The following is a 12,057-nucleotide window of genomic DNA, read 5'->3' on the forward strand; positions in this document are numbered from 1 at the left end:
GTTACGTCATGACCGACCCGCGCCGGCGGGTGCCCCGCACCGATGTGCTGCTCGCCGATGCCCGCCTGGCCGAGGCCCAACGGACCCTGGGGCGCGAGTTGGTGAAGTCCGTCGTCGCCGACGCACAACGACGCGCCCGGGCCGGTGAGATCGCGGCCGAGGACGTCGCGGAGCACGCCGTGGCCGCACTCCCGGCGACCGCAACGAGCCTGCAGCCCGTCATCAACGCCACCGGCGTCGTCGTACACACCAACCTGGGACGGGCTCCCCTGTCCCCCGCCGCGCTGGCGGCGGTGGTCACCGCTGGGCGCGCAACGGACGTGGAATTCGACCTGGTCACCGGGCGTCGCGCCCGGCGCGGGCGGGGCACGTTGGCTGCGCTGGCTCGGGCCGTCCCGGCCGCCGGCGGCGTGCACGTGGTCAACAACAATGCCGCCGCGCTGTTGCTGACCGCGCTGACCCTGGCGCCCGGCAAGGAGATCGTGCTCAGTCGCGGCGAACTGGTGGAGATCGGCGACGGGTTCCGCATCCCCGAGTTGCTCGCTTCCAGTGGTGCGCGGCTGCGGGAGGTGGGCGCGACCAACCGCACGCACGTACGCGACTACGCCGAGGCGATCGGCCCGGAAACGGGGTTCGTGCTCAAGGTCCACGCGTCGAACTTCCACATCACCGGATTCACGTCGGCGGTGGGTGTCGCCGAACTGTCGGCGCTGGCGGCGGAGCGGAACGTGCCGCTAGTTGTCGACATCGGCTCGGGACTGTTGGCGCCGCATCCGGTGCTCCCCGATGAGCCGGATGCGACGACGATGCTGCGGGCGGGCGCCGATTTGGTGACCGCGAGCGGCGACAAGTTACTCGGCGGACCCCAGGCGGGCCTGCTGTTCGGCGACGCGGGGTTGATCGAGCGGCTGCGTCGGCATCCCGCCGCGCGCGCATTGCGGGTGGACAAACTCACCCTGGCGGCGCTGGAAGCCACGCTGACCGGTCCGCCGCCACCGGTGGCAGCAGCGTTGGCGGTGGACGTCGCGCAGCTGCGGGAGCGGGCGAAGCGGCTCGCCACCGAGTTGTCCGAGGCGACGGCCGTTGACTGCGTCGCGGCCGTGGGCGGCGGAGGTGCACCGGAGGTGCGACTGCCCAGCGCCGGGGTGAGCCTGCCGGAGCCCTATGCCGCCAGGTTGCGAGCGGGTCGGCCGCCGGTGGTCGGCCGACTGGAAGCGGGCCGTTGCCTGCTGGACCTGCGCACGGTGGCCCCGGACGAGGACGAGCTGGTGCTGGCCGCGGTGCGGGCGTGTTCGTCGTAGCCACGGCGGGGCATGTCGACCACGGCAAGTCGACGCTGGTGCACCGACTCACCGGCATGTGGCCCGACCGGTTGGCCGAGGAGCAACGGCGCGGACTGACCATCGATCTCGGCTTCGCCTGGACCGAGATCGACGGTCGGCAGATCGCGTTCGTCGACGTACCCGGCCACGAGCGGTTCGTCGCCAACATGCTCGCCGGAGTGGGTCCGGTGCCGGCCGTCATGTTCGTGGTCGCCGCCACCGAGGGCTGGATGCCGCAGTCCGAAGAGCACCTGGCCGCCCTGGACGCCCTCGGTGTCGAGCACGCGCTGCTGGTGATCAGCAAAGCCGACCTGGCCGATCCCGGTCCGGCCATCGAGGAGGCGCGGGAACGCTTCGCCACCACCTCGCTGGCCAACGCGGCCGTCGCATTGGGCACTGATCTAGAGCAGGTGCGGTCCGCGCTGGCGGGTTTGGTCGACCGGGTCCCCCGGCCCGACCGCGACGCCGACGTACGGCTGTGGGTGGACCGCAGCTTCACCGTGCGCGGCGCCGGAACCGTCGTCACCGGCACGCTGGCCGCGGGAACCATCCGGGTGGGCGACGAACTCGAGCACAACGGGCGGCGGGTCACGGTCCGCGGCTTGCAGTCGTTGGGCCGGGACCTCGACCAGGTGGGCGCGGTCGCGCGCGTAGCCGTGAATTTGCGGGGCGTCGACCGCCACGACGTGTCCCGCGGCGATACGTTGCGCACCCCGGGCGCGTGGCTGGATACCGCCGAGGTCGACGTCGTCCTGCGCTCGCCGGAGAAGGTGCATGAGCGGCTGATGTTGCACATCGGGTCGGCGGCCGTGCCGGTGCGGGTGCGCAAGCTCGGACCGCTGGCTGCGCGGCTGCGGCTGGCGCGGCCGTTGCCGTTGCGGGTGAAAGACGTTGGGCTGCTGCGAGATCCGGGTGAACACCGGATCGCGGCCGGGGTCGAAGTCCTCGATGTTCGGCCGCCGCCGCTGCGGCGTCGCGGGGCGGCACGGATGCGCGCCGACGAGCTGGCGGGCGGACGGGTGCGCCCGCCGGAGTGTGCGCCGGTGGCGCAGCTGCGCGCCATGGGAATGCCGCTGGCCGGCCAGCGCGAAGGCGAGTGGGTGGTGGACCCGCAGTGGTGGGCACAACGGCGGGAAGCGGCCGTCGCGGCGGTCCGCCGCTGGTCCGCCGAGCATGACGTCGCCGCGGGGATGCCGCTGGAAACGCTGCGTCAGCGGGTCGGACTGCCGGCCGCTGACTTGCTGGTGCGGCTATTGCACGGCACCGACCTGCAAGTCGCCGACGGCCTGGTGCGGCCGCCCGGCGCGGGTCTGCCGCCGCACGTCGACAAGGCGGTGACCACGGTGCAGGAGTGGCTGGCCGCCGAGCCGTTCCGTGCACCGGAAGCCGACGAGTTGGCCGCGCTGAAGCTGGGTACCAAGGAGTTGGCCGCGGCGGTCCGCGCCGGACGGTTGACCCGGATCGCCGACGGCGTCGTGCTGGGTGCGGACGCGTTCGATCGGGCGGCCAAGATCCTGGCGACACTCCCCCAGCCGTTCACGGTGAGCGACGCCCGCAAGGCGCTCGGCACTTCCCGCCGCGTCGCGGTGCCCCTGCTCGAACAACTCGACGCGCGGCGCGTCACCCGTAGACGCGACGACGGCACCCGGACGATGGTTTGATCGAACACGGGCCCGGGTAGCCGCACTCGCACTCGATCGAAGGGGCGTGCATGGACATATCGAAGCTGATCAAGTCCTGGCCGGTGTACCGGCAACTGACCGGCACCGACGCACTGGGCCGCGGCAAGGCCGCCCAGTCCGCGCGCTCGGCGGAACTCACCCCACGCACGGCCGACGCGGACAGCGTCGCCCATTCGGTGTGTCCGTTCTGCGCGGTGGGGTGCGCGCAGCAGGTGTACGTCAAAGACGGCAAGGTCATCCAGATCGAGGGCAACCCAGACAGCCCGATCTCGCGGGGACGGCTGTGCCCCAAGGGATCTGCCAGCAAGCAGCTGGTCACCGGACCGCAGCGGGAAACCAAGGTGCGCTACCGCGCGCCGTATGCCACCGAGTGGCAGGACCTCGACCTGGACACCGCGATGGACATGGTCGCCGAGCGGGTACTCAAGGCGCGCCGCGAGGGCTGGCAGGACTTCGACAAAGACCGCAACACGCTGCGTCGCACCATGAGCATCGCCAGCCTCGGCGGGGCGACCCTGGACAACGAAGAGAACTATCTGATCAAGAAGCTGTTCACCGCGCTGGGCGCTTTGCAGATCGAGAACCAGGCCCGTATTTGACACTCCGCCACGGTTCCCGGTCTGGGAGCCTCCTTCGGTCGCGGCGGAGCGACGGACTACCAGCAAGACCTGGTCAATTCCGATTTCATCGTCATCATGGGCTCGAACATGGCCGAGGCCCATCCCGTCGGCTTCCAGTGGGTGATGGAGGCCAAGGCGCGCGGCGTTGAAGTGGTGCACATCGACCCACGGTTCACCCGGACCAGCGCCGTCGCCGACCGGCACGTGCCGTTGCGCGCCGGCAGCGACATCGCCTTCCTGGGCGGGGTGATCAACTACATCCTGTCCAACGAACTGGACTTCCGGGACTACGTCACCGCATACACCAACGCCTCGTTCCTGGTCGACGAGAAGTACCAGGACCCTGAGGATCTCGATGGACTGTTCAGTGGCTACGACCCCGAAACCGCGTCTTACGACCCGTCGAGCTGGCGTTACGAGGCGACGCGGCACGGCGGGCAGGACGGGGCCGAGACCGACGAGCGCAGCGAGCCTGACCAGCTGGGATCCGGCGGGCCCGCGATCGAAGGCGGCGCCGGAGACATCCCGTCCGACCCAACCCTGCAGCACCCGCGCTGCGTCTACCAGATCCTCAAGCGCCACTACTCCCGCTACACCCCGGAGATGGTCGAGCGGGTGTGCGGCGTGCCGGCCGAGCAGTTCCTGGAGGTGGCGCGGGCCTGGACGGAGAACTCCGGCCGCGAGCGCACCGCGGCGCTGGTGTACAGCGTGGGCTGGACGCAACACACGATGGGCGCCCAGTACATCCGGGCCGGGTCGATCATCCAACTCCTGCTGGGCAACATCGGCCGCCCCGGCGGCGGGGTGTTCGCGCTGCGGGGACACGCGAGCATCCAGGGCTCCACCGATATCCCGACGCTGTTCAATCTGCTGCCGGGATATCTCGCGATGCCGCACGCCGGCCAGGAAACCCTGTCCGACTACCTCGACGACATCATCGGCGACAACCAGAAAGGCTTCTGGCACAACGCCGACGCGTACATGGTGTCGCTGCTCAAGGAGTACTGGGGCGACAACGCCACCGCCGACAACGACTACTGCTTCGACTACCTGCCCCGGATCAGTGGCGATCACGGCACCTACCGCACGGTGATGGACATGATCGACGGCAAGGTGTCGGGGTACTTCCTGCTCGGCCAGAACCCGGCCGTCGGCTCCGCGCACGGGCGGATGCAGCGGCTGGGCATGGCCAACCTGGACTGGTTGGTGGTGCGCGACCTGGTGATGATCGAAAGTGCCACCTTCTGGAAGGACGCGCCGGAGATCGAGACGGGCGAGATCAGCCCGGAGACGTGCCGGACGGAAGTGTTCTTCTTCCCCGCCGCCTCGCACGTCGAGAAGTCCGGCACGTTCACCCAGACGCAACGGATGCTGCAGTGGCGGGAACAGGCGGTCGAGCCGCCCGGTGACGCCCGTTCGGAGCTCTGGTTCTTCTACCACCTGGGTCGGCTGCTGCGGGAGAAGTTGGCCGGCTCCACCGACGAGCGGGACCGGCCGCTGCTCGAGCTGGCCTGGGACTACAAGACCGACGGCGACGAGCCGTCGAGCGAGGACGTGTTGCGCCGCATCAACGGTATTGATCTGACCAGCGGCCGCGCGTTGAACGACTACACCGAATTGAAGGCCGACGGGAGTACCGCTTGCGGCTGCTGGATCTACAGCGGCGTGTATGCCGACGAGGTGAACCAGGCGGCGCGGCGCAAGCCGCACGATGAGCAGGGCTCTTACGACAACGAATGGGGTTGGACATGGCCGATGAACCGGCGGGTGCTCTACAACCGGGCGTCGGCCGACCCGCAGGGCCGGCCCTGGAGCGAGCGTAAGAAGCTCGTCTGGTGGGACGCCGAAAAGGGTGAGTGGACGGGCTACGACGTACCCGACTTCGAAAAGACCAAGCCGCCCGACTACCGCCCACCCGAAGACGCCGTGGGCGTCGCGGCGCTGCGCGGCGACGACCCGTTCATCATGCAGTCGGACGGCAAGGCCTGGCTGTTCGCCCCCAACGGCCTGCTGGACGGCCCGCTGCCGACGCACTACGAGCCGCACGAGTCCCCGGTCCGGAATGCGCTGTACCGGCAGCAGGGCAACCCGACACGAATTACGTACGGCCGCAATGACAATCCGTCGAACCCGGCGCCGCCCGAGGCGCACGGCGAGGTCTTTCCGTTCGTGTTCACCGCGGCCCGGTTGACCGAGCACCACACCGCCGGCGGCATGAGCCGGCAACTGCCCTACCTGGCCGAGTTGCAGCCCGCGCTGTTCGTCGAGGTGTCCCCCGAGCTGGCCCGCATCCGCGGGCTGGCGCACATGGATTGGGCGCACGTGATCACCAGTCGCACCGCGGTGGACGCGCGGGTGTTCGTCACCGACCGGATGAAGCCGCTGCGCATCGAAGACCGTGTGGTGCACCAGCTTTGGATGCCGTACCACTGGGGGCAAGCTGGGCTGGTGGACGGCGACGTGGTCAACGACCTGCTCGGGGTGGTGTTGGACCCAAACGTCTACATCCAGGAAAGCAAGGTCGCCACCTGCGATGTCCGGCCGGGCCGGCGGCCCCGGGGACCGGCGCTGCTGGAATACATCGCGGATTACCGGCGCCGGGCCGGCATCACGTCGGCGACGGGTACGCAGCTGGACACCACCCGGGCGCCCGACGCGGTCGCGCACACCGAGCCGCACACCGAGGGTGAGGAAAACCCATGAGCGACAACAGTTTCTATGGTCCGCTGCCGGATCCGGCCGGAAATGCCGGGCACGCCGACCATCCGGCCCGGGTCGGCTTCTTCACCGACACCTCGGTGTGTATCGGCTGCAAGGCCTGCGAGGTCGCGTGCAAGGAATGGAATGCGGTGCCCGAAGACGGCCTGAACCTGCTGGGGATGTCGTTCGACAACACCGGCAACCTGGGCGCCAGCACGTGGCGCCATGTGGCGTTCATCGAGCAGGCCCGACCGCTGGGCGAGCAGGATCCGGGTCTGGCCGGCCGGCCAACCGGGCCGTCGAGCAGTGCCGACACTGCTCAGGTCGTCGCTTCGGCGGTTCAAGCCACGCCGCACGGCGGTGCCGAGCTGGGCAACGCGCCGGTGGACCTTGGGCTGCCGGAGTTTTCCCGCCCGGGCGATGCCAGCGGCGTCGAGAGCCGCACCGCGTTTCGGTGGCTGATGAGTTCCGACGTGTGCAAACACTGCACGCATGCGGGCTGTCTGGACGTGTGTCCGACGGGCGCCCTGTTCCGCACCGAGTTCGGCACTGTCGTTGTGCAGCAAGACATTTGCAACGGGTGCGGCTATTGCGTGTCCGGCTGTCCGTACGGGGTGATCGATCGTCGCAAGGGTGACGGCCGGGCGTGGAAATGCACGCTGTGCTACGACCGCCTGCGCGACGACCTGGAGCCCGCGTGCGCAAAGGCGTGCCCCACCAAGTCCATCCAGTTCGGGCCGCTGGACGAGCTGCGGGAGCGGGCGGCCCGCCGGGTGGAAGAGCTGCACGAGCGCGGGGTGCCGGAGGCCCGGTTGTACGGGCATGACCCCAACGACGGTGTGGGCGGCGACGGCGCCTTCTTCCTGTTGCTGGACGAGCCCGAGGTGTACGGGTTGCCGCCGGACCCGGTGGTGCCGACCCGCGACGCGCCGGCGATGTGGAAATACGCCGGGTTGGCGGCGTCGGCGCTGGTGGCCGCGGCGGTGTCGTCATTTCTGGGCCGGGGCCGCCGATGAGTAAGCGCGGTGAGCAGCTGGCGGTTCCGCCCGCCGAGTTCCGGTCCTACTACGGACGTGCCGTGCTCAAACCGCCGGTGTGGGACTGGCGGGTTGCGGCGTACCTGTTCGCGGGTGGGCTGTCGGGCGGGTCGGCGCTGCTGGCGGCGGGTGCCGACCTGACCGATCGCCCGGCGTTGCGCCGCAGCAGCAGGGTGGGGTCACTGGTCAGCATTGCCGCGGGCATGGTGCTCCTGCTCGCCGATCTGGGCCGGCCCGAACGGTTTCACCACCTGCTGCGGGTTGCCAAGCCAAGTTCGCCGATGAGCGTCGGAACCTGGATCTTGATGGCCTACGGTCCCGGCGCCGGGCTCGCCGCGGCCGCCGAGGTCATGCCGCCACCGCTGCGGGCCACTCGGACGGGCAGGACGCTTGCATGGGCAGCCCGGCCCGCTGGGCTGTCGGCGGCGGCGCTGGCGCCCGCGGTCGCGTCCTACACCGCAGTGCTGCTATCGCATACCGCCGTGCCGGCCTGGCACGAAGCGCACCCGTATCTGCCCTTCGTCTTCACCGGCTCGGCCGCGGCCAGCGCGGGCGGGCTCGGCATGGCGCTGACGCCGGTCGGTCAAGCCGGTCCGGCCCGGCGGCTGGCGGTCGCGGGCGCGGTTTTGGAAGTCGGGGCGTCGCGGCTGCTGGAACGGCGGTTGGGCCTGGTCGCCGAGGCGTACACGACGGGCCGGGCGCACCGGTTGCGCGCCTGGGCGGAGTACCTGACGGTCGGCGGGGCGCTGGGCACGATGGCCTTCGGACGGCATCGGGGTGCGGCGGCGGTGAGCGGAGTGGCGCTGCTGACCGGCAGCGCGCTGCAGCGGTTCGGTGTGTTCGAAGCGGGAGTGGAGTCCACCCGCGACCCGAAGTATGTGGTGGTCCCCCAGCGGCAACGGCTCGACGCCGGCCGGCCCGCGCGCGGCGACGACCGGGGGCCCCAGTTCCCGCGGCTGGTGGCCGGAGCGCGCAGCGCGCGCACCGCCGCGGCGCGGCTCGTCGGCCGACGGTCCGTGCGATCAACGGGTGGCGGCTAGCGACTCGGCGACGAAATCCACAGTGAGACGGTGCCATTCGCGCCAGCGTCGCACCATGTGGTGGCCGACGCCCTCGATGCCCACCCACTGTGCGTCCAGTCCCCGGTCACTGGCGCGACTGACCTGAACTCGGGAATCGGCCGGGTCCGTGCGGGTGTCGGCGTCCCCGTGCACCACCAGCAGACGGGTGGGCGCCGGTATGCGATCGCCGGCCCCATTCACCCACCACGGTGCGAGCGCCACGACGGCGTCGACTCCGCCCTTGGACGCCAGCCGCGCGGCCACCCGCCCGCCCATCGAATGACCCACCAGCACAATGCTTTCCGGCGCATAACGCTCCCGGAGCTCGTCGAGCACCCGTTGCGCGTCCTGCACGGCGTCCAGCCCAGGGCTGTTCCACCCACGAAAGCGGTATTGGACCTGTCGCACTACGACACCGGGACCCAGCCGGCGCCGCAACGCCCGCGTCAGCAATGCCATCCGAAGATTGGGCAGATGCCACCACCGGGACACTTCGTCGCTGCGCACCCGGCCGCCCGGCAGCACAAGCACGCATGCGCGCACGTTAGCCGGCTTCGGGTCTGCGCTAGCTCTGTTCGTACGTCCCGTGGATGACCGCCCGCGCAATCGCGTGCTGGAACAGGTTGAACCCCAGGTAGGCCGGAGTGGCGTTCTCGTCGAGTTCCAGTTTCTCGACATCCACGGCATGTACCGCGATGTAGTAGCGATGCACGCCGTGACCCGGAGGCGGCGCGGCGCCGATGTAGCGGCGCAGGCCAGCGTCGTTGGCCAGGGTCAGCGCGCCACCCGGCAAGTCGCTGCCGTCGCCCGCGCCGGCGGGCAACTCGGTGACGGTCGCGGGCAGATTGGCCACCGCCCAGTGCCAGAATCCGGACAGGGTGGGGGCGTCGGGGTCGTAGACGGTGACCGCGAAGCTACGGGTCTCCTCGGGGAATCCCGACCAGCTCAACTGCGGGCTGACATCCTCGCCGCCCGCGCCCATGATTCCGCTGACCTGAGCATTGGCTAGCGGTTGCCCGTCCTGCACGGACTCCGAGGTCAGGGTGAAGGTCGGCAGTTGGGGTAGTGCGTCATACGGGTTGGGCGCCATGGACGGTCCTCTCGTGTAGTCGGCTCTAATCTTTTCAGCAGTGCGTCAAGAAGTGTGTCAGCACCTCGGTTCCGAATTTCAGCGCATCGACGGGTACCCGCTCGTCGACGCCGTGGAACAGGGACGTGAAATCCAAGTCGGGCGGCAGCCGCAACGGGCTGAAGCCGAAGCAGCGAATACCTATGCGGGCGAACGCTTTTGCGTCGGTTCCGCCGGACAGCATGTAGGGCACGGTGCGCCCGTCGGGGTCGACCGCCAACACGGCCTCGTTCATCGCGTCGACCAGGTCGCCGTCGAAGCTGGTCTCGTACGAGGCCAGGTCGCGGATCCATTCCCTGGTCACGTTGGGCCCGATCAGCTCGTCGACCTCGGCCTCGAACGCCGTCTGACGCCCCGGCAGCACCCGGCAATCCACCACGGCTTCCGCCGTTGCCGGGATGACGTTGGCCTTGTACCCGGCCTTGAGCATCGTGGGGTTCGCGGTGTCGCGCAGCACCGCCTTCAGCATGCGGGCCATCGGGCCGAGCTTCTCGATGGCGCCTTCCAGATCCGGCGACTCGACATCGAAGGTGAAGCCGGTCTCCTCCCCCACCGCGGCGAGGAACTGCGCGACGGTGTCGGTACACACCAGCGGAAATTGGTGACGCCCCAGACGGGCCACCGCCTCGGCGACGGCGGTCACGGCGTTGTCGTCGTGCACCATCGAGCCGTGCCCGGCCCGGCCGCGCGCGGTCAGCCGCATCCACATGATGCCCTTCTCGGCGGTCTCGATCAGGTAGAGCCGGCGTTCGCCGCCGTCGCGGCGGGGCACGGTCAGCGAGAAACCGCCGACCTCGCCCACGGCCTCGGTGATGCCTTCGAACAGATCGGGCCGGTTGTCCACCAGCCAATGGGAGCCGTACTTGCCGCCGTGCTCTTCGTCGGCGACGAACGCGAACACCAGATCGCGCGGCGGCACGATGCCCGCTCGACGGAAGTGGCGGGCGATGACGATCATCATGCCGCACATGTCCTTCATGTCGACCGCGCCGCGGCCCCACACGTAGCCGTCCTCGATCGCGCCGGAGAACGGGTGCACGCTCCAATCGGCGGGCTCGGCGGGGACCACGTCGAGATGCCCGTGGATCAGCAAGGCGCCGCGGGATCTGTCCGCCCCAGGCAGGCGGGCGAACACGTTGCCCCGGCCGGGTGCCCCGGATTCGACGTATTCGGTCTCATAACCGACCTCGGCCAGCTGCTCGGCGACCCACTGCGCGCATTCGGCCTCACCCTTGGTCGTCTCGGGTTCGCCGGTGTTGGAGGTGTCGAACCGGATCAACCTGCTGACGACCTCGGCGACGTCATCGCTGGGAGAAGCGCTCGACGCGGTCGTAGCCTGGTTCTCATCGGTCACAGTCACCTTTCCTACCATCTCCGGGCCGCTTCGGGCCCCGTGGCCGCTCCTCGCCACTCGGGGCGGCGCGCCGGTCCGCCTAGCCCGGTTGGGACTGCGCCAGCCGATCCGATAGCCTTAGCTGCCAACTCATGCGGTTTGGTTTTGTCCGAGTGGCGGAATGGCAGACGCGCTAGCTTGAGGTGCTAGTGCCCTACTAATGGGCGTGGGGGTTCAAGTCCCCCCTCGGACACGTCGGGCGACACGACTTAGGTCGGCAGTCGCCGTGACCCGCTGAAGACGCGGGTCGTAATCAAGACGCAGACCCAGGCTGGCGTATACCTCGGCGCGTTCCGGCCCGGTTGCAGCCCGGAGTACCGTTGTCAGCCCGCCGAGTTCTTCGACCAACTCGCTGATCTGCGCAGCAGACATGACGCTGGGCTGCTCTGCACGCTCAAGCTGTCCGCGCAGCGCATCGCGCTCAGCAGTGCGTCGACGCAATGCATCAGTCAAATCCTCAACGGCCACTCCGGATTCGACTGCGGCGATCAGAGCAGCAACCTTGCTATTTGCCTCGCTGAGCTGACGCTGCAGGGCGGCATAGCCACCGGCCGCCGCTGCTCCTATGTCCTGGCCGCGCATCAAGTCGTCTGGGTCCGCGAGGGTTGCGATCCACTCGTCGAGTCGGGGCGTCAACGCGTCCTCGCGGAGGTACACGGTTCGAGGGTGCTCACTCAGGTCCACGGGCACCGAACGGGACTTACCGAGCTCGCAGCGATAGAGGATGCGAGTTGTTTGTTTCCCGACGCGCGCGGCACCCTGCATCCGCCGGCCGCACGCAGCGCAGAACAGCAACCCGCGCAGCGCATAGGGGACGGTCGATTCTCTGCTGCAGACGAGACCAGGGCCTCGCCGAACTTGTGTCCGAAGGCGAACAGCTTGCGCCAGTTCGTCTGGAATCAGTGCTTCGTGGGTGCGACGGGCAGGTTCTATCCAATCGGCCTCATCACGCCACCGCATACGTGTGTCGTACCCGGAAGCCACATCATCTGGATTGACCACGGAACCTGTCAACCTAGGTGAGGCGCCGTTTGGTGGTATTTACTGAGTTTCCTCCTGTGGTTGGTTGGGTCGGTTGATCCATGAGGTATTGGGGATCTTGGGCGGTTCGGG

The 12,057-nt window shown here is 69.2% G+C and carries 9 protein-coding genes, 1 tRNA gene and 1 pseudogene; 6 read left to right on the forward strand and 5 right to left on the reverse strand.

Translation table 11 applies throughout. The features are described from left to right. The first annotated feature begins 8 nt into the window (after nucleotides 1-8). Genes selA through nrfD form a run of 5 tightly spaced genes read left to right on the forward strand, consistent with a single transcriptional unit; the run spans nucleotide 9 to nucleotide 8,401 of the window. Nucleotides 9-1,301: an L-seryl-tRNA(Sec) selenium transferase gene (gene selA, locus BST27_RS24380; protein ID WP_069422096.1), complete on the forward strand. Its 1,293-nt coding sequence runs from the start codon at nucleotides 9-11 to the stop codon at nucleotides 1,299-1,301. Then, the gene (locus BST27_RS24385) at nucleotides 1,289-2,983 is read left to right on the forward strand and encodes a selenocysteine-specific translation elongation factor (protein ID WP_069422097.1); all 1,695 of its coding nucleotides are present in this window, start codon (nucleotides 1,289-1,291) and stop codon (nucleotides 2,981-2,983) included. The genes selA and BST27_RS24385 overlap by 13 nt, the downstream gene beginning before the upstream one ends. Nucleotides 2,984-3,033: 50 nt before the next feature. After that, entirely contained in the window at nucleotides 3,034-6,327 is a 3,294-nt protein-coding gene (gene fdh, locus BST27_RS24395) for a formate dehydrogenase (protein WP_232007436.1), read from the forward strand. Then, a complete protein-coding gene (locus tag BST27_RS24400; RefSeq protein WP_069422099.1) occupies nucleotides 6,324-7,340 on the forward strand; it encodes a 4Fe-4S dicluster domain-containing protein in 1,017 nt (338 codons plus the stop codon). The genes fdh and BST27_RS24400 overlap by 4 nt, the downstream gene beginning before the upstream one ends. Next, nucleotides 7,337-8,401 (forward strand): NrfD/PsrC family molybdoenzyme membrane anchor subunit, encoded by a 1,065-nt coding sequence (gene nrfD, locus BST27_RS24405; protein WP_079220243.1) that lies wholly within the window; start codon nucleotides 7,337-7,339, stop codon nucleotides 8,399-8,401. The genes BST27_RS24400 and nrfD overlap by 4 nt, the downstream gene beginning before the upstream one ends. On the opposite strand, the gene BST27_RS24410 is transcribed toward nrfD, so the two are convergent. Genes BST27_RS24410 through BST27_RS24420 form a run of 3 tightly spaced genes read right to left on the reverse strand, consistent with a single transcriptional unit; the run spans nucleotide 8,384 to nucleotide 10,923 of the window. Beyond that, nucleotides 8,384-8,953: an alpha/beta hydrolase family protein gene (locus BST27_RS24410; protein WP_232007437.1), complete on the reverse strand. Its 570-nt coding sequence runs from the start codon at nucleotides 8,951-8,953 to the stop codon at nucleotides 8,384-8,386. The genes nrfD and BST27_RS24410 overlap by 18 nt on opposite strands. A 34-nt stretch (nucleotides 8,954-8,987) precedes the next feature. After that, the gene (locus BST27_RS24415; RefSeq protein ID WP_069422101.1) at nucleotides 8,988-9,512 is read right to left on the reverse strand and encodes a YbhB/YbcL family Raf kinase inhibitor-like protein; all 525 of its coding nucleotides are present in this window, start codon (nucleotides 9,510-9,512) and stop codon (nucleotides 8,988-8,990) included. A 34-nt stretch (nucleotides 9,513-9,546) separates the two neighbouring features. After that, nucleotides 9,547-10,923, reverse strand: a complete 1,377-nt coding sequence (locus BST27_RS24420; RefSeq protein ID WP_069422102.1) for a M20/M25/M40 family metallo-hydrolase — start codon at nucleotides 10,921-10,923, stop codon at nucleotides 9,547-9,549. A gap of 128 nt (nucleotides 10,924-11,051) precedes the next feature. Between BST27_RS24420 and BST27_RS24425 the strand changes: the two genes are divergently transcribed. Further along, nucleotides 11,052-11,137, forward strand: a tRNA-Leu gene (locus tag BST27_RS24425). On the opposite strand, the gene BST27_RS34005 is transcribed toward BST27_RS24425, so the two are convergent. Then, nucleotides 11,119-11,601, reverse strand: a complete 483-nt coding sequence (locus BST27_RS34005; RefSeq protein ID WP_232007439.1) for a hypothetical protein — start codon at nucleotides 11,599-11,601, stop codon at nucleotides 11,119-11,121. The genes BST27_RS24425 and BST27_RS34005 overlap by 19 nt on opposite strands. Before the next feature lie 57 nt (nucleotides 11,602-11,658). Beyond that, nucleotides 11,659-11,904, reverse strand: a pseudogene (locus BST27_RS34625) (recombinase zinc ribbon domain-containing protein); the annotation flags it as partial. Nucleotides 11,905-12,057 lie beyond the last annotated feature (153 nt).

Origin of the sequence: Mycobacterium intermedium (assembly GCF_002086275.1) — a bacterium.
GTDB lineage: Bacteria > Actinomycetota > Actinomycetes > Mycobacteriales > Mycobacteriaceae > Mycobacterium > Mycobacterium intermedium.

What these genes read in the sequence shown, in the direction of transcription:
- selA (WP_069422096.1), top strand. Translation starts at nt 9, where the DNA reads ATGACCGACCCGCGCCGGCGGGTGCCCCGCACCGATGTGCTGCTCGCC.
- BST27_RS24400 (WP_069422099.1), top strand. Translation starts at nt 6,324, where the DNA reads ATGAGCGACAACAGTTTCTATGGTCCGCTGCCGGATCCGGCCGGAAAT.
- nrfD (WP_079220243.1), top strand. Translation starts at nt 7,337, where the DNA reads ATGAGTAAGCGCGGTGAGCAGCTGGCGGTTCCGCCCGCCGAGTTCCGG.
- BST27_RS24415 (WP_069422101.1), bottom strand. Translation starts at nt 9,512, where the DNA reads ATGGCGCCCAACCCGTATGACGCACTACCCCAACTGCCGACCTTCACC.
- BST27_RS24420 (WP_069422102.1), bottom strand. Translation starts at nt 10,923, where the DNA reads ATGGTAGGAAAGGTGACTGTGACCGATGAGAACCAGGCTACGACCGCG.